The following is a 21,147-nucleotide window of genomic DNA, read 5'->3' on the forward strand; positions in this document are numbered from 1 at the left end:
CAAAACCTTTACTCGCCCAGCGATAGATTTCTATCGCTGGGCATTTTATTTTCTAGGGGATTCAACTCTCTATCCCACTTCGATTTCTGTATACAAAACAGCCATCTTAACTATTTTAGAATATCTCACTTATATCGGCGAAAATGGTTGATCAATACCCTATTTGTCACCTACATTAGAAGTCAGGGAAGCACTTTAAAACGGGAACAATCATGTTAAAACAACTCGAAAAAGCTGAAAAAAAGTGGGGCGGCTCTAACACTCTTATCGATCATTGGCTTAATAATCGTCGCCAACTACTGATCAATTATTGCCAAATTGCCGGCATCCCGCCCTACGAATCTACCGAGAAGTCACTTCCCACAGTCAAGACAGTTAAAGAGTTTTGTGATCTCTTAGTAGACTATGTCTCCGAAGGACATTTCGAAGTCTATGATCGAGTCGTCACAGCCTGTGAGAGAAATGGAACATCGAGTAAGTCTTTGGCACAAAACCTTGTCCCACGAATAAGTGAAACTACAGATTCGGCCTTAGACTTCAATGAAAAATATACCGAATCCGTCGATGATCAAATCCTATATCAACTCGATAAAGATCTATCGTCATTGGGTCACGCAATGGAAACCCGTTTCGAATTAGAAGATGAGCTGCTGGAAGTGCTGCACACTAAACACTCATAACTCTCGAAATAGATATCCGTTATAACGAATAAGAGTAGAGTAAACACTAGCCAAGCTCCCCGTCTTTCTTGGCTTTACTTTACACACTCTAGTAAACCCCAACTTTCACAATACGGTAGATGATTAATGCGTTGCCCTCACCCAAGGTCAAAATAACGAAATCATCACTTGGGGTAACCAGCACCGAAGAAACACCAGTTAGTTCACTGAGCTTATCCTGCTCCTCACTCGAATCACTGGTCTGTAAACTGTGTTTGAAAACCAAGTGACCCTTCGACTCTCTGATAAAATAATTTAATGCCCCATCCTCCTCAGCAGTAACAAACAAATGGTTGCCATCAGAGGTCAACGCCAGATTTCCCGCTCCAGCCAAAGCTAAGCTAGAACCGAGCTCAGAACTAGAACCAGCACTAGAGTCAGCGCCTAAATCGACTGTTTGCGTTAATGTCTGCACATGCTGATACTCACCGGTATTTTCACGCTTAAAAACCATTAGCGAACCCGTGCCTGAACAAGCCACATAGAGCCAAGCATTATCTTTAGATACGAGTAGGCTCTGAGGGTTAACTAATGCATCTAACCCTTGCTTTCGCTGACTAATGGTTTGCTTCCATACCAAGTTGCCACTGACCTCTCTTTTGAAAATGCTTATTGAGTTATCTTCGAATGCCGAGGCAAATACCTGAGTACCGTCCGGAGATACCGTTACTCCCACGGCTCCACTTAGCCCATATTCCTCTCCACCGAGTAACTTGTCGTAACTGGTAAACATTTGCCTTAGCTGGGCCTTACCACCATCGCCAAGATCAAATACGCTCAGGCTATTACTCTTATAACCCGTCACCAAAAGTTGTCGCGGCTCAGTCGTTATAGCCACATCCCATGCACCTAGCAACCCGAGAGTATCCAGATCTCCAATGGGTCGCTCATCTTTAAATATTCTCTCAGAGCTAAGGCCATCGTAGAGTAATTGATGAAAAGACCAGATATGATCCTCTCCCCTCTTTAATACCAGTAAAGCGCTGCCATAGAAACTAACGATATAGGCATATTGTCCGTCACCAGAAAGCACCAAATTAGAGGCCCCGGCCAAGACATCCATTTCACTACTCAAGTTATCTAAGCTCAGATCTCCACTGCGAATGACTTGCCTTAAGGTTGGCTTGAACGACTCATCCAGGTCAAAAACAGCCACAGAATCATCATCGCCACTTGCGATTAACAGCTGAGTCTCATCCGGTGTTATAACCGCAGCATGGGCATTATCTAAGCCTTCAACCCCACCTTCACCTTGTCTGAGTATATGGACTGGGATCAATCTGATTTCCATGGAGCTTTGATCTTTATTCGAAACATCATGAGTGATAGCACTACATGCCGATAGCATGAGGAAAATTGTGATCTGGAGCAGTTGTTGATTGGACATCTATTTAATCTTAATCGGGCTCTGAACTTGGGTATTAACGCTAAGGGTAAATATATCTGGTCTCGAATAATGCCCCACCACATCTAATGCCCGCTTTGAGATTGCCGCTAATTTAATATCTATCTCGGCGTAGAGTATGCCCTTCTCTTTTCTAAGAGGGCCAGCAACTATCTCACCACCAGGGGCGACAACCACTGAATCTCCCGGATTTATCCATTCATCACTGTCTGGGTACAAGTTATCTTTATCAGGAAAATCATCAGGAAGATCTCTGTGTTCCAATACCACGCCACAACAGATAACCCAACAGCGTCCCTCCCGCGCTATGTGCTGCATGGTGCCTAACCAAGCATCACCACTGTCATAAGTTGGTGCGATATAAATCTCCACTCCTTGAGAATAGAGAGTGTACCTTGCCAGAGGCATATAGCTCTCCCAACAGAGCAAGGTACTCAACCTGCCTACGGGCGATTCGACCACCTTAAGACTCGAGCCGTCGCCAAATCCCCACACCATACGTTCTGGATTAGTAGGCATCAGCTTTCGATGTCGATTGAGTAGCTTGCCCTCCTCAGAGATAACGACAACTGTGTTGTACAGGGTCGCCCTGCTGCGCTCATTATCCCGTTCATTGAGACCACAAACCACAGTCACCTGGTTAGCTTTGGCCGCATCGCACAAGGGAGCTAAGTCACCGTTTTCAATATTGACTGAACTGTCGAGTAATAGCCCATGCAATGCTTCGCTCGTCCCCCAATCCATACCGGGTCTCAATCGCCAGATCCATGCTGGATACCCGGAGATAAAGGCTTCAGGAAATACCACTAGATTGGCACCAGACAAGGCGGCCTCTTGAATGAGTTGCACGGCCTTCTCTATGGTTTTATCACGATTTAATACGATCGAAGATTCTTGAACTATGGCCACTCTAGACATATAGACCCCATCCATCAGCAAAGCAGTACAGTCAATTGGTACAACTATAAATTTAGCCGAATAGAGCTATAACGCCAGTATTTCAGAACAGAGGAATATCTTAGGTGACTAGTCTTTCTTCTCTATGGTGATCTCTAATACCTTACTGTCTGTGGCAAACCATTTCTGCACATAGAGGGTGCCAAGAACGGGGGCCTGACCCGGCTCAGGTATCTCCTGGTAGCGCACGCTATTTTTAGTTTCTTTCTCATATTCAAACTTAAGGATTTTCTTAGTCATATTTTTCTGATTGCCTGTACATACTTAGCTAAAGATTTTGATAAACTAACATGACAGAAATTCAAAAACAGCTCACCATGTCTAAATTAATACCAGTTCCATTACATTAAGTAAGTGATCATTCAGCGGGAGTTATAAACGCTGTAGACAAGGGCTATATTTGCTCCTGCAATATAGACATTCGCCACATCCGTGTGGCTATAAGGGGATTGAAGCTAATAGTTATTCTCGGCAACAAGCTCCTGCGTTGCTCTACCTCCTGCATCCATGCAGTCGTATATCGAAAGCCACTTGCGCAGCATAAAGTGTTTTTACACCCGCACTGCGTGAGCTTCTCAGATTAACTAAACCTACTGTTCATGTCCCCCAGAGATCGATATCGAATTTGGTTTTATTACCCGGATCAAAAAACCAAAAACTCAGGTATTGCATCTATCATCCCGATATTCCCGATGATAACGGCAACATCAGGCTCCCTTTCGATGGTGAAGTCTACGTGGAAGAAAATGATTGGAAGTTCTATCTTGGCGATACCATCTGGGCACCAGAGTATAACAAGCTAGATAAGTGGCGCATGACCTTAGAACTTAAGGGCAAGGTCATTGCCGAGAAGGCCTTCAAAGTACACATGGCTGATAACCCTCCACAAGATGGCACTCAAACAAAAGCTAACTCTGATATAGAAAAAATTGCTTCATTTTGGAAGAAGCGCGGACTGTAAACAATAGGAATCCTAGGGCTCGCATTCCTATCACGCTATTTCTTTCCTAAACGAAAAAAGGCTCATCACTATCTCTAATAAGAAGTGATGAGCCTTTCGTCTTTATGCACGAAAAAGCCCCTAGCATTTCTGCTAAGGGCTTTATCTGAATGTGGCGGAGAGATAGGGATTTGAACCCTAGACGGGCTATAAACCCGTGCCGGTTTTCAAGACCGGTGCATTCGACCACTCTGCCATCTCTCCGAACGCCGCTGATAATAGGGATTGTTGACCTTGATGTAAAGAGGCAAAATGCTCAATTGGGCAAGAAAACATCATAAACTGCAATTATTTCAAAAAAAATGCACTGACTGATGTTTTTTTGTCATTTACGCATCAATTTTAATCGCTGACATTACCTAATAATAAGCTCTGTAATTCAGTTAATGAACTCACCTGATAGTGAGGAGTTATCCCATCAGGTACATCGACACCATCACTATTGAGCCAACAGGTATCAAATCCAGCGTTTAAACCGCCTTGTATATCTGAATGTGGATTATCACCCACCATTAAGACTTTATCTCTTGCCGGGTGATTCATGTGAGCAAGGGCATGCTCAAAAATTGCCACATCGGGTTTAGCCACACCTACCTCTTCAGAAATCACCACAGGTGAAAAAGCATGAATGAGCCCTGTACGCTGCAAACGAATGGTTTGTAGCTCAGTGAAGCCATTAGTGATGATTCCCATATTCACCTTGCCATGAAGAGTATCGACCAGCTCTTTAGCACCCGGTAACAAGGTACATATCTCCGCCATAGCTTCAAGAAAAGCGCTATTGAGCTGATGTGCAGTCACGGCAAGCTTCTCAGCCCAAGACAAAAAACGGGTGGTTTGCAGATAGTCGGCACTGATTTTTCCATCTTGATACTCGACCCACAGCGGCTTATTCACCTCTTGATATAATTGAAAATCATTAAAAGTAAAGTCGACATCAAACTTGGAGAACATCAGCTGTAAGCCTTTAAAGGCGTCGAAATGAAACAAGGTTTCATCGGCATCAAATAAGATCCATTGGTACTTCATTGTATAACTTACTCCAGATAAACCTAAATTCTGTTAACGCGCCTGAATTGGCTAAACACTAGTTCAGGGCATTCATTATGGATCGACAATAATCACCTAGCAGCCCCTTGTAAAGAGAAGCCACGCCATAAGGATATACAATGCGTAGAATTTATTCTTAGATGTCGCAGACAGACTTTGACTCAGATACAGGAAGCATGAGCATGCCATTGCTCTACCCTTGCCCGATTAACATGCAGCCACTGTTTTGCTGCCTGCTCAACGCTCAAGTTATCTATATCAACTAAAGCTGCAGCCAAGGCAATATCTTGGTTAGACAGTGAAAAACTCCGCACAATATCTAAGGCACATGCAGACTTATCAGCCAAGTACCGAGAAACGGCCTTCTTCAACCAACCATTCTTAGGGTTGCCACAATCCCAGAGATATTTATCATTCACCCCCCATGCAGGCTCAAGCTCACACGCTTCACTATATGTGGGAAACTCAATAAATTTACCTTTATAAACTGCTTCAACCCAGTTAGGAGTCCAATTAAAGATGACAAATGCTTGCCTCTTCTCGATCAAACGATTGAAGGTCTCCCAAAGTGCATCTCCGGTCGGCATCTCCCACACTCTAAAATCTAAGTCTAAGGCTCTAATTCTGGCTCTGTCCGGCTTAACCCAAGGACCAGAGATATAGACTCCTTGCAGATCATCACCATCGGAGAAAAGAGCCGAGCATGCTTTCAGTGCCTTCCAGTCGGGCAGACCTGGACATAATGGCTCAATATAGTCCGGGTACCACCAATCCTCCCTAGTCACCGCCATGTGGGTGCCTGCATCGATAATCTTGCCAGCCTTGACCAACTTATCGAATTGAGTCGCCATACTTCCCTGCCAAACTTCTATCTGCACATCCGCATGACCATAAACCAATTGATACCACTGACCATCGGCGGCGGAGGAGACATAGTTCACCTCAACGCCTTTGGCTTGAAGGAGTTCACCGACCACATGAGTCAACACCTTCTGACTGGACCAGTCTAATTCCAACAAGCCAACTTTAGCGCAGACACTCATACTCACGGAGGCCAACATGGCCACAAACAAGCACAAGGGTCTGCTAAATTTATCCATTATTAAACCTAATTCACTCTAGTAACTTTGAGCATAGAATCTATGTTTATAAAGCGCAATGCCCACCCAATGTTAGCCAAAACGAGTTAATAATACACATCTGCTTACTTTTAACTTCCTGCTATTTTATCCCCTTCCGGAACTGATCCTGACAAACATAAGTCAGAGCTAATGAACTAATAATCGATAAAGGATCTATTGATGCTGAAGGGACTAGTTAAACTACTCAAACATAACCGCTCATTCTTACTGTTTATGGTGCTAATGTTGGTATTTAGAAGTGCCGTGGCCGACTGGAACTCTGTGCCTACAGGCTCCATGAAGCCAACTATTCTCGAAGGGGATAGGTTACTGGTTAATAAGATGGCCTATGATATCCGCCTACCTTTCACCCATCTTTCTCTGGTAAAAATTGCCGACCCAGCCCGTGGAGAGATTATCATCTTCGACTCAGTCAAAGCGGATAAGAAACTCGTTAAACGTGTGGTAGGAGTACCCGGTGATATCGTCGAAATGAGACAAAACACGCTCATCATCAATGGCGATAAGCTGAACTATCAAATTCAGGGCAAGCTGGCTTCGAGCACTGATAGTATCGAGAACCTGTTAGGTGTAGAACACATGGTTCGAGTCCATGACACTCCCTCTAGACTTGCCAATTTTGGCCCGATAACTGTGCCTGATAACTTCTATCTGGCACTCGGCGATAACCGTGATGCCAGCGCAGATTCACGAGTAATAGGCTTTATTCCCAGAGATGAGATCACCGGCAGAGCTAAGACAGTTGCCTTTTCTAATAATTACGATAACTACTACCTTTTTAGACCCGAGCGGTTTATGCATACTTTATAATAAGGTGCTAGTTTCCTGGCTCTAAGAAAACAGATCTCTAGTGGCCTGAATTTGAGTATTTATCTACACAAAAAAGCCGATATTTGCTATTTTAAGCGCACTTTCTATTAAATGGATTTGTGATGAAACAGCTCATATCGGCCATACTATTCTCAATGACTTTACTCCTTTGTGGTTGCGCTGCTGCACCAGGAGATGAACAACTTGAATATCAGACCTATGTCAAAGCAGGACAAATGGTACCTGTAACTCAATTTACCGATACCAAGGGTAATCTTATTGATTTAACACAGTCTACTAATGCCAAGCTATTGGTACTATTTGCTACTTGGTGTCCAGATTCTCAGCGAGCCATGAAGGCACTAGAAGCATCAGATCTCAATCTAGATCCAAATGTCGATATCATTGCCATAGGCCGCGAAGAAAATACCCAGGAACTAGACAAATTTGCCAGCGAGTATGAGATAAACTTTCCTCTGATTGCCGACACAGATAGAGCAATTTATGCCAAGTTTGCCAATGCAGGTATCCCCAGACTCATTCTACTCGACGGCAATAACACCATAGTGAAGACTGTTATCGGTGAAGGTGAAAATCCATTGGCCGAAGTACAGTGGTAACTCCCAATCAGTAAAATCTGGCGATATCAGTAACTCGCTAAAAGTACATTTTAAAGGGATAAATATGAACGGTGCAGGTGGAACATCCGGTGGTATAGGCCAGTTTTTCATAGGCCTAATAATGATGTGTGGTGGTTTTTATATGCTGCTCAATGCCATCAAGATAACCAGCTCTTTTGGCATGGGTAGCAGTCTTTATCACGGTTCAAACTTTGGTGGCTTTAATGTTACCAGCGGCATGATCATGATCCCATTTATATTTGGTGTCGGCATCATGTTTTACAATTACAGAAATATCCTCGGTTGGGCACTCACTTTCGGTTCATTAGTCGCTCTTGTCTTTGGCGTGATCAGTTCGATTCAATTCCGCTTTACCCATATGAGCGCCTTCGATCTTATCGTGATTCTAGTGCTTAGCGTGGGTGGTCTTGGGCTTTTCCTACGCTCATTTCGGTCGATTGAGCAAAAGTATCCCGATAAAGCCGATTAGCACAAAATTAGAGATGGCTTAGTGCCCAACCTGAATGGCTAACGGGCATACTTGATGAGTAAAGAGCACCTTGAAATGTATTTTTTTCATGGTGCGATACTGACAGATGAGTACAGTTCCATCGGCTTCTGATTTAACTAATTGTGCGGTAACGGCTGTTTGAGTAGAGGCAAATGCCAAGCCTGTAGAGAAGATAAACGAACAAGCTAAAGCCATCACTTTTTGCATTATGTTTTTTATCATTCAATCATCCTTATACGCGATAGACACAGTAAGACACTGCATACGGTATAATTCTACCACCTCCAGCTGAACCGCTACTTAACAATAAGTTAGCTTGTATTCCCCTCCAGATAATCTTTTATAACTTTAGCAAGCCGGATGACCCCAGATTCCATTTTTTCATTCCAAGGCAGCGCAAATGTTATTCGAAAATAACAGGAATAATTTGATGTGAAAGAGAACATAGCTCCTGGCGCAATCGAAAGTTTTTCCTGAATGACACGATCCCATAATTCCTCACTGGAAAATTCATCAGGTAACTTAAGCCAGATACAGGGGCCGCCCGTTGGTTGACTCATATAAACCGAATCATCAAGCACTGAGCTCATCAAACTCTTCATTTTAAGGTAATGAGTATTCATCTGAGCTCTGAGCTTTCCCGTTAGTGTAAGATATTCACCGGAAGACATTAGGTTCGACACCATATGTTGCAAGGCAATACTTGGCTCCTCGGCAATGGTTTGTTTTGCATACTGACAGGCGGTGAAAGTATCGCTACATATCAGATAGCCTAAGCTGATGGTCGGTGAGATGGTGTCATAAAAATCACCTATGCTTATCACCCTACAAGATCGAGATTGAGTCACTAAACTTGCGATAGTCACTGGCCGGGCTAAGCCAAAATATAACTCACCACGATCATATTCAATCAAGGTAACATCATGCTCACTTGCCCACTCAATCAAGGCGTTTTTGTCCTCTACCGATAAGACCCGCCCGGTAGGGTCGGCAAAGTTAGGATTAACCAAATAGGTATCGAAGCACTGCTCTTTATGAGCCTTTGAAAGTAGTACCAACTCATCCGCATAACTCCCTTGCATTGGCACCTCAATCACATCGGCATTGAACTGTTTCAAAATCGCCTGAAAATAGAATGATACCGGAGACTCCACCGCCACCGCTTTTCCTATGGCTTTGGCGGCAGAGAGTGCCAGCAACAAGCCCTCTTGCCTGCCATTGGTTATCAGCACCTGCTCCTTGAGAAATACTTGCCCTGAACGCAGTAGATGACGACAAATTTCGAATCTCAACTCTGGGATCCCCCAGATAGGATCTTGCATCAAAAGTTTATAAGGGCGATGCTTCAATACCTGTTTATGCAAACGATTAAGTAGGAGTTCTTGATCAATAACAGTACAGGGAGCCGTGCAAGAAAGAGGCAAGATATCCGGGTCGTTAAACGAATATTGCACCGCATTGGCTAACTCTAATTGCCCATGAATCCGATTGATATTAGAGCCATAATCAGGTTGCTTAAGCATTTCCCTTGAAGCGATAAAATACCCACGCTTAGGCTCTGAGTAGATCCAGCCTAGTCTTTCAAGCTCATAGTAAGCCTGAGTCACAGTTGATACCCCTACGCCTTTATCTTTAGCATAGCGACGCACCGACTCGAGTTTATTGCAGCACAACTTATTTGAGAATATGCCTGACTCAATAGCACGAATAATCTCGTCGACAATTTTCTGATACTTAAACTTAGCCATAATTAGGCATTCAACATCTGTATTGAGTTTTATTGAGGTTAACTGTATCTGTTTTGGTTTTAAGACTCCAGTTAAAGTAAAAAGCAACACAGTAATACTATAGCTATAGAGGTTGCGACTGAGATAGCTGAAGAATCGAATGAAAACAAGGTGACCAAGATGAGCAAAATATTAACCGAGACACAGCGACTTATTATCCGAGAATTTAATCTCGATGATGCACAAGCTGTTTACCACTTTAATGCACCTGAAGAGGTCAACCGCTTTACTGGTGATGCCGGCATCTGTAGCAGCATTGAAGATGCTGAGAATATCATTCGCGACATCTGGTTAGCGGAATATAAAAAATACAGCTACGGCCGCTGGGCAGTAGTGCTTAAAGAGACCAGTGAAGTAATTGGCTTTTGCGGCTTTAAAAATGATAGCCGTATCAATGCGGTCGATATCGGTTATCGCTTCCACCCTGTTCATTGGGGGAGAGGTTATGCGACCGAATCCAATCAGGCCTGTATCGAATATGCAAAACAGCATTTGGATCTAGATCAGGTATTCGGAGACGCCGTAGCCGAAAACCTAAGCTCCATCAATGTATTGCTCAAGCTGGGAATGAGCTATATCAGTCAGTACCAAGAAGATGGATTTACCGTTAATCGATATGAAATTTTCTTAAAATCTAAAATTTAGATGTGAATGCGAAAGGTCAGATTCAAGAGCGACCTCATTCTAACCTGGCTCTTACTGACCTTTTACTTAGCCCTTGTTATCACCCAAAACCAAGCCATCAACCATAGCAACCATACTGCCAATCTCAGGCTTAGTGATAGTATCGTTGGCACCGAGTTGCAGTGCCTTCAAGCGATTACCTTCACTCATCAAGGATGAGAACATCACAATCGGAGTCTTGGCATAGTGAGAGCTATCCCGTAATCGTTTCAATAAATGCAGGCCATCCATGCGGGGCATCTCCACATCTGACACTATCGCATCAACAAAATTATCGGCTGAGCCTCCCTCCTCTTCTGCGAGGCGCACAAAGTCTTCGAGAATTTCCAGCGCATCTTGACCATCCTTTGCATCCAAAATGTTATAACCAGATGACTGTAAGGTCTTCTCTATCATCTTGCGAATAAAAGCGGAATCATCCACAACCATTATCGTTTTAGCCTGACGCTTTGCTAGCATACTGTCGTTAATGACCACATTCTTGTCTTGAGTCACGTCGTACTTATCCATACTCAATTCAGGATTAATATCGGAAATAATCCTCTCAAAATCTAAGATCATAATCAGATAACCATCCCGCCGAACAACAGCGACCACACAATCCTGCTCCCCTGACTCTAAGAACTGACTCGGAGACTCCACATGCTCCCAAGAAACCCGATGAATGCTCAAGACACTATCGACTAAGAAGCCATTAATCATCTTGTTAAAGTCGGTCACGATAACAATTTTTTGGTCCAGGTCATCACATGTGGGGATCTCCAGCCAGCTAGCAAGATCCACAAGTGGAATTAAATTATCACGTAATGAGAATACCCCAATCATATGAGACTGGGCATTAGGATAATCTTCGGTTTCCGGTACCCGGATCACTTCCCTGACTTTGGCGACATTGATACCGTAATGACAAACTTTATAGTCACCACCAGGTAAGGTTTTATGCAGATGAAACTCGATAATCTCGAGTTCATTCGTGCCACTTTCCGTGAGGATATCTGGTTTTTTCATACTCAATACTCGAAGGTGCCATCTCGTGAATAATTTAGCGCTAATGAGAAATAGCTCTCAATAAAAATAGCGCTAACTATGAGTATAGGAAGGGAATGAAGCTTAGTGAAAGCTTGAGAGCATGTTTTGGCTAATAGGTTAAATAACTATTTCAACTCGCGGTAGGTCTCAGTGCTCCAATCGAACACATATTCGACACCTTGCCATTGGTAAATGGTACGGCCATCTCTTTGCATGACACGAGCATTTTCAGGCAGGCTCTTCAGCCCGGATGCATATTGCACACTGGTAGTTACTCGCTGGGGAGCCGCGATTGATTTAGGCGGAGTAGGCTCTCTTTTTACTGCTCGGCGCTCATTGTAATAGTAGCTGTCATAGCGATTATAACGATAAGGATAGCGCCAATTATTACGCCAATAAGGACGATACCAATTGTTGTTCCAACTGCTATTCCAACCATGGTTCCAAGAAGGATTGTTCCAGTAAGGCGAGCCAGTTCCTATGCCAACGCCGATTCCAGTGCCCCAACTGCTGCTCCAAGTTGGCTGAACCCAGACATTACTGCTCCAATTGAAGCGATCACTTGCTTGTAGGCCTAAGCTAAAAAGAGAGAGCAAACCAGACAGCAGTATAGCTTGTACAACACGAGATATTTTGCCCATTACCGTCTCCTCTAAAACTCACCCTTTGATAGAGTGCAAACTTAGTTCTGCCTTTATAATATACCTATTGGGCCGCTAATTAAACGTCATCATAATTTACCACTAACTTAACTAATTATTATCTTGCTCTATATAAAGTTAAGCGGTTAAACATGCGTACTAAAAATGCTATAGTGCGCGCCATATCACATTTTTATGGCAGCAAGTATCAATGAGTTTTAAGGATCTGCGCAGTTTTATCGCCCACCTGGAAAGTCAGGGTGAACTAAAGCGTATCAGCCATCCCGTCGACCCTCACCTTGAGATGACGGAGATTTCCGACCGAGTGCTCCGTGCTAAAGGTCCAGCTCTACTGTTCGAGAACCCTGTCGGCAACGAGATGCCTGTGCTGGCTAACCTTTTTGGCACACCTAAACGTGTAGCCATGGCACTGGGTAAAGAAGATCCTCTGGCCCTGCGTGAAGTCGGAGAGCTACTGGCTTTCCTTAAAGAGCCTGAGCCGCCTCGCGGCTTCAAGGATGCGATATCTAAGATACCAAAATTCAAGCAAGCCTTGAATATGCCGCCTAAGTCAGTGCGCAATCCTCCCTGTCAGCAAGTTATAAAAACAGGTGATGATGTTGATCTGACTAAGCTGCCCATCCAACACTGTTGGCCCGGTGATGCCGCTCCCCTAGTGACTTGGGGATTGACCATCACTAAGGGACCCCGCCAGAAGCGTCAGAATCTGGGCATATACCGCCAGCAGCTGCTAGGTAAAGATAAGCTGATCATGCGCTGGCTAGATCATCGCGGCGGCGCGTTAGACTTTAAAGATTTTAAAGAGAAACACCCGGGTGAGCGTTACCCGGTTGTAGTGGCGCTAGGTGCAGATCCGGTCACTATCTTAGGTGCAGTCACACCAGTACCCGACTCTATGAGTGAATATGCCTTCGCAGGCCTGCTTCGTGGCGAGCGCACCGAAGTCTGTAAAGCTTTAAGCTGTGACTTAGAAGTGCCCGCCACCAGCGAAATCATCTTAGAAGGTTATATAGACCCTGAAGAGATGGCCGAAGAAGGCCCCTATGGTGATCATACGGGATATTACAACGAGACAGATAAATTCCCTGTCTTCACCGTGACCCATATCACCCACAGAAAAGATGCCATCTACCATAGCACCTACACAGGCCGTCCACCGGATGAACCAGCCATGTTAGGTGTGGCACTCAATGAAATATTTGTGCCTATCCTACGCAAGCAGTACCCCGAGATCATCGATTTCTATTTGCCACCGGAAGGTTGCTCCTATCGCATGGCTGTGATCTCTATCCGTAAGCAGTACCCAGGTCACGCTAAACGCGTGATGATGGGCGCTTGGTCCTTCCTGCGTCAGTTTATGTACACCAAGTTCATCATAGTCGTGGACGAAGATGTTAACTGCCGTGATTGGAACGATGTGATCTGGGCTATAACGACCCGTATGGATCCAAAACGCGATACCGTAATGATAGAGCATACACCTATCGACTATCTGGATTTTGCCTCTCCCGTTGCAGGTCTAGGCTCTAAAATGGGCATGGACGCAACCAACAAGTGGCCAGGCGAAACCGATCGTGAATGGGGTACGCCAATCGTGATGGATGAAGCCGTCAAACAGAAAGTCGACGATATGTGGGCCGACTTAGGTTTAGATACCTAACCTTAGGTTTACACTCTTTTGGTTTAGAAATTTAGTACGAACTTAGATTTCAAACTAAGCTTCCAGCTTGCGAGCAATTTCCCGCTTAACCTGCGGGAAATGACTATGATTAATGTATCTGTTTTAACTTGGTTCAGAAGCAAGTGCTTTGAACTTTTAACTTTGAACTTTTAAATGGTAAAGCTCCCACAGAGGGGTTCGAAAAGGACGTTAGATGAACACCATAAGTTGTAAAATCGAAACTGTTACCCCATTCAATGATGCGGTTTATCAAATCATTCTAAAACCTGAAACAGCGTTCGATTTCAACGCCGGTCAGTACCTCTGTGTGGTTATGGGTGAAAAAGATAAACGCCCATTCTCTATCGCTTCAGCACCAAATGCAGAACTTATCGAACTGCATATCGGCGCCGCGGTCAGCGAAAGCTACCCGATGCAAGTCGTCGAGCGCATGAAAGATTGCCTGGCGAACGATGGTCAGATAGAAATTGAAGTTCCAGGCGGTGAGGCTCACCTGCGCCACGAGAGTCAGCGCCCTAGATTACTGATCGCTGGCGGTACAGGGTTCTCTTACATCAAGAGCATCGTCGAACAGCAGATTGCACTGGGACAGAAGATCGAAACCACTCTTTACTGGGGTTGCCGTAACGCCGATGCCATGTATTACGAGACGATTGCCCGTGAATGGCACGATGCCCATCCATGGTTGCATTTCGTTCCTGTACTGGAAGAAGCTGGCGGAGATTGGAAAGGTAAGAAGGCTAACCTGTTAGCCCAGATCAAGGCCGATTTCATTAGCTTACATGGTTATGATATCTATATTGCTGGCCGTTTTGATATGGTGGGTGCAGCCAGGGAAGTCTTCCGCGCCATAGGTGTTGAGGAAGAGCATCTCTACGGCGATGCGTTTGCGTTTATTAAGTAAACGCCAGTTTACTCGTTCCTAGGGGCTAAGTGCTAGAACCTAGGAACTCTTTATAATTCAACCTTCTCATATTTAGTCCAGGCGACGATATTGCCCATCAAGGGCACAATCCAAACCGCCGTCGTTTCATCTTTGTAGATTCGATAATAATACAACTCTTCATCGCGGATATTGTGCTTTCTGATCTCACGATAGAAATGCATTGCCGATGAGCTGACCGCATCGGGTTTTATCAGGTCTTTCTGGCTCACATCCACCTTAAACACATCGACAGCCATATTATTGATGGTCTGCTTATACTGTTTAAATTGACCCCGAATCTTGTACTTAATCGGCGTAGTCAAACAGTCTTCATCGGTGATACAGGTCGATGAGTAGAACTTTCCCGTATCATCTCCTTCATACACCATAGAGACACTCAAGTCGGCACGCACAAGCAGCTCCTTAGCTACCGGAAAATAAACGTCGCCGTGATAATGATGCTCAATAAGCTCAGGAACAAGCTCAGTACCGCCAGCTTCTTCGTTAAATACTTCATTATTAGGGATGAGAATTCGGTTATAGCGAATGCGACTCTCCATCTTATCGGTCAACGCCATAAATTGACTCATATTCAGGCCGGCGGGCTTAAGGTCGATTGAGGTAATATTGATAAGTTGCTCTGCAGGACACGCTCCCAGTTCACCATTTGGACAAACTGCAAATGAATAATGATTACCATCGGTTAGCGCAAAGGCATTAAAGTTATCGATCCCCTTAATCGAATTTGATTCAGGAGCGATATGTTTCTGCCACATAGAAGGATGAAGCTGATTGACGCCATCGGGATAAATAAGCTGAGCGCTACCGATAGTTCCACCTATGTTGAGTGGGATATCTCTATCGCTATTCCACTTATTGGTCTCCTCAATCACACTGTAATGATCGCTGTTAAACCAACAGATCCCAGTGATCAGCAACAACATCAGTACCCCAGTAATTTTCACCACCAGCGAGACGTGAAAGCGCGCCTTTGTTATCGACTCGCTATCTTTGACCTGAGGCACTTCGGTATCAGGCCTTGCTGATACGTGTACTTGATAACCCCGTCTTGCTATGGTTTTCAGTTGGACTTCGGGATAGGGCTCCAGCTTCTTCCTCAATGTACTGATACACTGAGTCAGCGATGTTGCCGCCACTACGCGATCGGGCCAGCCCTGCTCTAGCAGGACCTCTTTTCCACAGATAACATCTGGAACAGAAAGAAGATAGGTTAATACAGCCGACTCAGAAAAAGTCAGGTCTATGGTTTCGCCACTGGTTTGATCGACGAGATGTTTTGCTTCGCTATCTAACTCCAGATAAGGAGTAACTTTTAACAACACACACCTCTTTAAATCTCAATCCTTCCTCGAAAAACATGTAAAACGAGTCTTTGAGGTCAGGTAGAGATCTATCTATTATTATTCTAGGTTCAGGTTTTGAAAGATACTGGGATTACCAGCTCAAATCAAACACTATATCCGACTTAACTCGATGCTGGTATTCAATGATTTAAAGAGGGAGACTTTACTACCAAGCCTTTGAGCCTTCAGCATTTATGCTTCGGCTCCTCGGAATTCTAAAATATCTCCAGGTTGGCAGTTGAGGTATGCGCAGATACTGGCCAAGGTTTCAAATCGCACTCCTTTCACCTTGCCTCTTTTTAGCAGAGAAAGGTTGGCTTCGGTGATGCCGATAGCCTTTGCCAGTTCCTTCGAACTCACCTTACGCACCGCCATCATGACATCTAAATTAACGACTATTTCCATAATTTTGGGGCCCAACACGCTAGAAGTAACATTTAGATAAACTCTTTGTTTTCGGCTTCGATCTCTTTCGCCGCCTTCAATAAGTAAACGATCAACAGCATCAGCAAAAGGGTGGTAATGTTACCGAATTCAAGCCCAAGCTCTATGCTGGTATGTTCAAAAAATTGCTTATGATAGTAGCCAGTCGCCAGATGTTGAACGATCTCTAGCACGATATCCAACACTTTCAGCCATATTAACCAGAGGTAACAACGCATCGCCTCATTGCCAAAAAACTGCCCTTGTTGAAAGTGACTCAACAGGCGTTGCAACCAATAAATTCCCACAAATAAGGTGATTAATAGCGGCGCCTGAATAGCCATCAGTACAGCACGGCTTGCACCATCATGATGCCAAAGATCGAGAAACAACATATTGGTCTCGAAACGTATTTCATCCAGCACCAAGTAGCTATAGCCCAGATAAACCACCACAGCTGCCGTAGCCACTAATACCAAAACCCTGAAAAAACCGCTGATCTTCATCAACTTCTGCATGCTCGCGTTAATTGCCACAATCATTCCCTTATCTCGATTTCCACAGATTATACCAGACAGAAACATTTCATCATAAAAAAACATTTAATTATCGTTTTACAATAATTATTTTATGTATTACTTTAATTGGGAATTCATGGATAACTGATTTGTTGATAAAGCAGATAGGCATCTGAGCTGTTATTTAAAGGAATGAACGATGAAGACACATAAGATTTTACCTAGCGTACTCTCGACAGCGCTCGCCGCTAGCTTATTTATAACTGGCTGTTCCCAGACTCCATCACCAACTAGCTTGCCAGCTCAAGTCGCTGTCCAAGAGCAAAGTCAGCAAGTTCAACTGCTACCTGTCGAAGCCTTCTTCAACGAGCAAGGGATCAGCGGGCTCAAGAGCTCTAGTGACGGAAAATGGTTAGCCTTTTTCAAAGAGTATCAAGGTGCGAAAAACCTCTATCTGATGGCGGCAGGTGCAGACTTAGATGCATCTTTCCCTATAACTACTTCAAAAGAACCGATTCAGAGTTTTCGATGGTCAAGCCAAAACAATGAACTCTTCTATCTCAAAGACAGTGGCGGTAATGAGAACACGCAAATTTATAAGCTGACTCTGGATGTTACCCAAGCCAAGCCAACTGCCAGCGCCATAGCACTGACAAATAATAGCGATATAAGATACGACCTGCTCAAGCAGCCAAAAGACAAGCCCAACACCTTAGTGGTCATGTCTAATCAAGATAACCCTCAGCAGATGGATCTGTACCGTATAGATATTAATTCCGCCGAAATAACCAATATTTTCTCTAACACCTACGGCTTCTCTTCTATAGAGACAAACCAACAGGGAGAGCCAGTACTTGGCACTAGCAGTAACCCGGACAATACTTCCGATCTTTACGCCAAAATTGATGGCAAATGGACCAGTTTGATTAAGACCCAATTTGGTGAAGACATCGATATTCTTAGCTTTGATGAAGATAACAACTTAGCCTACCTCAGAGCCAATATCCAAGGTCGTGACAAGCAGCAGCTATTACGCCTCAATATAACCACAGGAAAACTGCTCACCCTACATCAAGACCCCATGAATGAATCTGATGTCTATGATGTGCTCTTTAACGATGAAGGCACACCACTTGCCGTCTCCTATTATGGCGGTCGCCTGCGCACTTATCCGCTGGATAAGACCTTTGCCAGCAACTGGAAAAAAATTAACGACCACTTCACTCAAGATATCGAGATAACCATCACCGACAGAAACGAGAAAACCGGCCTGTGGCAGCTACATACCGCCAGCGATGTCGATATGGGCAGCGACTACCGCTTCGATGCCAATACTGGACTGGTGAGCCTTTTGCTTGAACAAGAAGCATCGATTAATCCTGAGCTACTATCAAAACGTCAGTCCATCACTTACCAGGCACGAGACGGCGTCAACATACAAGCCTACCTGACCCTGCCAAAGGGTCAGAGTAAAAACCTGCCAACGATTATTCTTCCCCATGGCGGCCCCTGGGCCCGTGATTACTGGACACTCAGCTCAGGTTACTTCAGTCCCATCGCCCAGCTGCTAGCAAACCGAGGCTACGCCGTACTGCAACCAAATTTCCGCGCATCGACGGGCTTTGGTAAACGTTTCCTCAACTTAGGCAATAAGAACTGGGGGACGGGTAGCATGCAGGACGATTTAACCGATGGTGCACACTACCTTATCGACCAAGGCATTGCCGATAAACAAAGGTTAGGCATCATGGGGGCATCTTACGGTGGCTATGCGGCCCTTGCTGGCGCGACCTTTACCCCTGATCTTTATCAGGCAGTGATCTCCTATGTTGGGCCTTCGAGTCTTATCACCTTACTCGAATCATTCCCGCCACGCTTTCGTCCATACCTTGGACAGTTTTACAGCGCGGTAGGCGACCCAGAAATAGCAGCCGATAGAGAAGATATGCTGGCACGTTCACCCATCAAGTTCGTCGATCGCATCAAGGCACCGCTAATGCTAGTGCAAGGGGCTAATGATCCCAGAGTCACCCAGCTTGAATCCGATAATATTGCTCGAGTGATGTATAAGCAAAACCTACCCGTTGAATATATTCTGGCAAAAGATGAAGGTCATGGATTTAGGAAGCGTGAAAATAAGCTGGCCTATATCGTCGCAATGGAGCAGTTCTTCGCTGAGCACTTAGGCGGACGAGTGGATAACAAGGTCACCCCCTCACTCGCCAATCACCTGGACACGCTAAAAGTTGATGTGAGCCAGTTATAATACTCGTTAGGTCCTAGATCCCTAGGTTCTAGGACCTAAGCACCTTGTTTACGCACTCACCTCTTCGAGATCAGGCATATCTTCAAGTTTCTCTATCTTAAAGTTGAAGTAGGCATAAGTGCCACTCACTAAGGGGCAGACTAAATTAAAGAAGGCGTAAGGTAGGTAAGCTATGGTGGCGACACCTAATGTACTGGCCATGTATGCACCACAGGTATTCCATGGCACCAGTGGGCTGGTGATAGTAGCCGAATCTTCCAAGGCACGGCTCAGATTTACCGCAGCCAGACCGCGCTTAGTGTACTCCACCTTCAACATACGCCCCGGCAAGATGATGGCAATAAACTGATCTGCAGTGATCAGGTTAGCACCAATACAGGTCGCCAGAGTCGTGATGATTAAACTACCGCTGGATGTCACTAATCCGAGAATACTCTGCAAGATACGCTTGAGCAGTCCCGTGACCTCCATGATCCCGCCAAATGCCATGGCACAGAGGATTAACCATACAGTATTGGTCATCTGGCTCATGCCACCTCGGCTAAGTAGGCTATCGAGCACTTCATCACCTGTGTTGGCTACATAACCATTGAACATGGCAGTCCAGATCCCTTTCACCATAGCCACAATTGGAGGCAAACTATCGTCATTAACGAAGGCTATGATGCTATCGAACTGGAATAACGCTGCGCAAGCTGCTCCTGCAATAGTGCCAAGAATAACAGTAGGAAATGCCGGCATCTTCTTATAAGCCAACACCAATACCACCAACAGAGGTAACAGGAGGTGAACGCCAGGATTAAACTGAGTTTGCAATAAATCCATGGTCAATTGCAGATCACCTGCCTGTCCGCTGGCCTCACTGGTGAAACCTAAGATCAGGAAACATATCATGGCGATGATGATGCTCGGTACCGTGGTCCATACCATGTGGCGAATATGGCTAAATATATCGGTTCCCGCTACCGCAGGTGCCAGATTAGTGGTATCGGACATGGGCGACATCTTATCGCCAAAATAGGCACCACTGATAATGGCACCGGCGGTGATCTCCACACTCAGCCCCATAGCTGCAGCAACACCAACCAAAGCAATACCCAGAGTACCCGCCACAGTCCAGGAACTACCGATACTTAAGGCAACTACGGCACACAAGAGACAGGATGCGGCATAGAAATATTCAGGATTGAGCACCAACATGCCGTAATAGATCATGGTCGGCACTGTGCCTGCGAGTATCCAGGTGCCGATCAGTGAGCCCACGGCAAATAAGATCAACAAGGCGCCGGTAGACACGCCAACACTCTTGACGATACCCGCTTCCATCTCCTTCCAGCTATAGCCATTCTTTACCCCAATAACCAGGGCGATACAGGCTGCCATGATAAGGGCTATCTGGTTCGCACCATAAGAGCTATCAGACGAATATAGGTAAACCGCACTGGCCAACATGAGCACCAGGGCAAAGATGGGAATGAGGGCGTCGAGCAGGCTGGGAAGCTTGTGTTTGTTTGACTGGGGAGCTGATGTCGAAGTCATCATTTGTTCCTTGTGGTTATGTATTCTCAGGCCCAACTAGATCGATAAACGAATA

21 protein-coding genes, 1 tRNA gene and 1 pseudogene are annotated in these 21,147 nt (G+C 44.9%); 9 read left to right on the forward strand and 14 right to left on the reverse strand.

Annotated features, from left to right (window positions below; translation table 11 throughout):
- The first annotated feature begins 212 nt into the window (after positions 1-212).
- On the forward strand, positions 213-680 hold the full coding sequence (locus sps_RS15720) for an Rsd/AlgQ family anti-sigma factor (protein WP_077753388.1): 468 nt from the start codon (positions 213-215) through the stop codon (positions 678-680).
- A gap of 88 nt (positions 681-768) precedes the next feature.
- Here sps_RS15720 and sps_RS15725 read toward each other — a convergent pair whose 3' ends face one another.
- The 3 genes from sps_RS15725 to sps_RS28515 all read right to left on the reverse strand — a co-directional run bounded on the left by sps_RS15725 (position 769) and on the right by sps_RS28515 (position 3,321).
- A complete protein-coding gene (locus sps_RS15725) occupies positions 769-2,106 on the reverse strand; it encodes a beta-propeller fold lactonase family protein (RefSeq protein WP_077753389.1) in 1,338 nt (445 codons plus the stop codon).
- Positions 2,107-3,042: a carbon-nitrogen hydrolase family protein gene (locus sps_RS15730; RefSeq protein ID WP_077753390.1), complete on the reverse strand. Its 936-nt coding sequence runs from the start codon at positions 3,040-3,042 to the stop codon at positions 2,107-2,109. It abuts the gene before it with no gap.
- Positions 3,043-3,150: 108 nt separating this feature from the next.
- The gene (locus tag sps_RS28515; protein WP_169915785.1) at positions 3,151-3,321 is read right to left on the reverse strand and encodes a hypothetical protein; all 171 of its coding nucleotides are present in this window, start codon (positions 3,319-3,321) and stop codon (positions 3,151-3,153) included.
- A gap of 372 nt (positions 3,322-3,693) precedes the next feature.
- On the opposite strand from sps_RS28515, the pseudogene sps_RS15735 reads away from it, so the two are divergent.
- A pseudogene (locus sps_RS15735) lies at positions 3,694-4,042 on the forward strand (DUF3859 domain-containing protein).
- Positions 4,043-4,194: 152 nt separating this feature from the next.
- Here sps_RS15735 and sps_RS15740 read toward each other — a convergent pair.
- The 3 genes from sps_RS15740 to sps_RS15750 all read right to left on the reverse strand — a co-directional run bounded on the left by sps_RS15740 (position 4,195) and on the right by sps_RS15750 (position 6,231).
- A tRNA-Ser gene (locus sps_RS15740) sits at positions 4,195-4,285 on the reverse strand.
- Positions 4,286-4,423: 138 nt separating this feature from the next.
- The gene (yjjG, locus tag sps_RS15745; RefSeq protein ID WP_077753391.1) at positions 4,424-5,110 is read right to left on the reverse strand and encodes a pyrimidine 5'-nucleotidase; all 687 of its coding nucleotides are present in this window, start codon (positions 5,108-5,110) and stop codon (positions 4,424-4,426) included.
- Between the two features lie 182 nt (positions 5,111-5,292).
- Entirely contained in the window at positions 5,293-6,231 is a 939-nt protein-coding gene (locus sps_RS15750; protein ID WP_077753392.1) for an ABC transporter substrate-binding protein, read from the reverse strand.
- A gap of 201 nt (positions 6,232-6,432) precedes the next feature.
- Between sps_RS15750 and lepB the strand changes: the two genes are divergently transcribed.
- The 3 genes from lepB (at position 6,433) to sps_RS15765 (ending at position 8,193) form a co-directional block, all read left to right on the forward strand.
- Complete coding sequence (gene lepB, locus sps_RS15755) at positions 6,433-7,083, forward strand: signal peptidase I (protein ID WP_077753393.1); 651 nt, start codon at positions 6,433-6,435, stop codon at positions 7,081-7,083.
- Between the two features lie 122 nt (positions 7,084-7,205).
- Positions 7,206-7,703: a TlpA family protein disulfide reductase gene (locus tag sps_RS15760; protein WP_077753394.1), complete on the forward strand. Its 498-nt coding sequence runs from the start codon at positions 7,206-7,208 to the stop codon at positions 7,701-7,703.
- 64 nt (positions 7,704-7,767) lie between these two features.
- Positions 7,768-8,193 carry a hypothetical protein gene (locus sps_RS15765; protein WP_077753395.1) on the forward strand — a complete coding sequence of 142 codons (426 nt, stop codon included), beginning with the start codon at positions 7,768-7,770 and terminating at the stop codon, positions 8,191-8,193.
- Positions 8,194-8,211: 18 nt separating this feature from the next.
- On the opposite strand, the gene sps_RS15770 is transcribed toward sps_RS15765, so the two are convergent.
- Positions 8,212-8,436 (reverse strand): hypothetical protein, encoded by a 225-nt coding sequence (locus tag sps_RS15770; protein ID WP_077753396.1) that lies wholly within the window; start codon positions 8,434-8,436, stop codon positions 8,212-8,214.
- A gap of 89 nt (positions 8,437-8,525) precedes the next feature.
- The gene (locus sps_RS15775; RefSeq protein WP_077753397.1) at positions 8,526-9,962 is read right to left on the reverse strand and encodes an aminotransferase-like domain-containing protein; all 1,437 of its coding nucleotides are present in this window, start codon (positions 9,960-9,962) and stop codon (positions 8,526-8,528) included.
- 159 nt (positions 9,963-10,121) lie between these two features.
- Here sps_RS15775 and sps_RS15780 point away from each other — a divergent pair, with 159 nt between their 5' ends.
- Positions 10,122-10,646, forward strand: coding sequence for a GNAT family N-acetyltransferase (locus tag sps_RS15780; protein ID WP_077753398.1), 525 nt, complete (start codon positions 10,122-10,124; stop codon positions 10,644-10,646).
- A gap of 66 nt (positions 10,647-10,712) precedes the next feature.
- On the opposite strand, the gene sps_RS15785 is transcribed toward sps_RS15780, so the two are convergent.
- A complete protein-coding gene (locus tag sps_RS15785) occupies positions 10,713-11,693 on the reverse strand; it encodes a chemotaxis protein (protein ID WP_077753399.1) in 981 nt (326 codons plus the stop codon).
- 146 nt (positions 11,694-11,839) lie between these two features.
- The gene (locus sps_RS15790) at positions 11,840-12,355 is read right to left on the reverse strand and encodes a hypothetical protein (protein WP_077753400.1); all 516 of its coding nucleotides are present in this window, start codon (positions 12,353-12,355) and stop codon (positions 11,840-11,842) included.
- Between the two features lie 211 nt (positions 12,356-12,566).
- On the opposite strand from sps_RS15790, the gene ubiD reads away from it, so the two are divergent.
- Positions 12,567-14,036: a 4-hydroxy-3-polyprenylbenzoate decarboxylase gene (ubiD, locus tag sps_RS15795; protein WP_077753401.1), complete on the forward strand. Its 1,470-nt coding sequence runs from the start codon at positions 12,567-12,569 to the stop codon at positions 14,034-14,036.
- A 214-nt stretch (positions 14,037-14,250) separates the two neighbouring features.
- On the forward strand, positions 14,251-14,961 hold the full coding sequence (gene fre, locus sps_RS15800) for an NAD(P)H-flavin reductase (RefSeq protein ID WP_077753402.1): 711 nt from the start codon (positions 14,251-14,253) through the stop codon (positions 14,959-14,961).
- 50 nt (positions 14,962-15,011) lie between these two features.
- Here the strand turns inward: fre and sps_RS15805 are convergent, their stop codons facing one another.
- The 3 genes from sps_RS15805 to sps_RS15815 form a co-directional block, all read right to left on the reverse strand.
- A complete protein-coding gene (locus sps_RS15805) occupies positions 15,012-16,322 on the reverse strand; it encodes a winged helix-turn-helix domain-containing protein (protein WP_077755720.1) in 1,311 nt (436 codons plus the stop codon).
- 216 nt (positions 16,323-16,538) lie between these two features.
- Positions 16,539-16,751: a helix-turn-helix domain-containing protein gene (locus sps_RS15810; RefSeq protein ID WP_077755721.1), complete on the reverse strand. Its 213-nt coding sequence runs from the start codon at positions 16,749-16,751 to the stop codon at positions 16,539-16,541.
- Positions 16,752-16,783: 32 nt separating this feature from the next.
- Positions 16,784-17,305: a DUF2975 domain-containing protein gene (locus tag sps_RS15815; protein WP_237157852.1), complete on the reverse strand. Its 522-nt coding sequence runs from the start codon at positions 17,303-17,305 to the stop codon at positions 16,784-16,786.
- 181 nt (positions 17,306-17,486) lie between these two features.
- Here sps_RS15815 and sps_RS15820 point away from each other — a divergent pair, with 181 nt between their 5' ends.
- Positions 17,487-19,553 (forward strand): S9 family peptidase, encoded by a 2,067-nt coding sequence (locus tag sps_RS15820; RefSeq protein ID WP_077753403.1) that lies wholly within the window; start codon positions 17,487-17,489, stop codon positions 19,551-19,553.
- 48 nt (positions 19,554-19,601) lie between these two features.
- Here sps_RS15820 and nhaC read toward each other — a convergent pair whose 3' ends face one another.
- The gene (nhaC, locus tag sps_RS15825; protein WP_179948377.1) at positions 19,602-21,095 is read right to left on the reverse strand and encodes a Na+/H+ antiporter NhaC; all 1,494 of its coding nucleotides are present in this window, start codon (positions 21,093-21,095) and stop codon (positions 19,602-19,604) included.
- Between the last annotated feature and the right edge of the window lie 52 nt (positions 21,096-21,147).

The organism is Shewanella psychrophila, assembly GCF_002005305.1.
GTDB lineage: Bacteria > Pseudomonadota > Gammaproteobacteria > Enterobacterales > Shewanellaceae > Shewanella > Shewanella psychrophila.

Excerpts from the sequence above, each read along its gene's own strand:
- sps_RS15720 (WP_077753388.1), top strand. The coding sequence starts at position 213 with ATGTTAAAACAACTCGAAAAAGCTGAAAAAAAGTGGGGCGGCTCTAAC.
- sps_RS15725 (WP_077753389.1), bottom strand. The coding sequence starts at position 2,106 with ATGTCCAATCAACAACTGCTCCAGATCACAATTTTCCTCATGCTATCG.
- sps_RS15730 (WP_077753390.1), bottom strand. The coding sequence starts at position 3,042 with ATGTCTAGAGTGGCCATAGTTCAAGAATCTTCGATCGTATTAAATCGT.
- sps_RS28515 (WP_169915785.1), bottom strand. The coding sequence starts at position 3,321 with ATGACTAAGAAAATCCTTAAGTTTGAATATGAGAAAGAAACTAAAAAT.
- yjjG (WP_077753391.1), bottom strand. The coding sequence starts at position 5,110 with ATGAAGTACCAATGGATCTTATTTGATGCCGATGAAACCTTGTTTCAT.
- sps_RS15750 (WP_077753392.1), bottom strand. The coding sequence starts at position 6,231 with ATGGATAAATTTAGCAGACCCTTGTGCTTGTTTGTGGCCATGTTGGCC.
- lepB (WP_077753393.1), top strand. The coding sequence starts at position 6,433 with ATGCTGAAGGGACTAGTTAAACTACTCAAACATAACCGCTCATTCTTA.
- sps_RS15760 (WP_077753394.1), top strand. The coding sequence starts at position 7,206 with ATGAAACAGCTCATATCGGCCATACTATTCTCAATGACTTTACTCCTT.
- sps_RS15765 (WP_077753395.1), top strand. The coding sequence starts at position 7,768 with ATGAACGGTGCAGGTGGAACATCCGGTGGTATAGGCCAGTTTTTCATA.
- sps_RS15770 (WP_077753396.1), bottom strand. The coding sequence starts at position 8,436 with ATGATAAAAAACATAATGCAAAAAGTGATGGCTTTAGCTTGTTCGTTT.
- sps_RS15775 (WP_077753397.1), bottom strand. The coding sequence starts at position 9,962 with ATGGCTAAGTTTAAGTATCAGAAAATTGTCGACGAGATTATTCGTGCT.
- sps_RS15780 (WP_077753398.1), top strand. The coding sequence starts at position 10,122 with ATGAGCAAAATATTAACCGAGACACAGCGACTTATTATCCGAGAATTT.
- sps_RS15785 (WP_077753399.1), bottom strand. The coding sequence starts at position 11,693 with ATGAAAAAACCAGATATCCTCACGGAAAGTGGCACGAATGAACTCGAG.
- sps_RS15790 (WP_077753400.1), bottom strand. The coding sequence starts at position 12,355 with ATGGGCAAAATATCTCGTGTTGTACAAGCTATACTGCTGTCTGGTTTG.
- ubiD (WP_077753401.1), top strand. The coding sequence starts at position 12,567 with ATGAGTTTTAAGGATCTGCGCAGTTTTATCGCCCACCTGGAAAGTCAG.
- fre (WP_077753402.1), top strand. The coding sequence starts at position 14,251 with ATGAACACCATAAGTTGTAAAATCGAAACTGTTACCCCATTCAATGAT.
- sps_RS15810 (WP_077755721.1), bottom strand. The coding sequence starts at position 16,751 with ATGGAAATAGTCGTTAATTTAGATGTCATGATGGCGGTGCGTAAGGTG.
- sps_RS15820 (WP_077753403.1), top strand. The coding sequence starts at position 17,487 with ATGAAGACACATAAGATTTTACCTAGCGTACTCTCGACAGCGCTCGCC.
- nhaC (WP_179948377.1), bottom strand. The coding sequence starts at position 21,095 with ATGATGACTTCGACATCAGCTCCCCAGTCAAACAAACACAAGCTTCCC.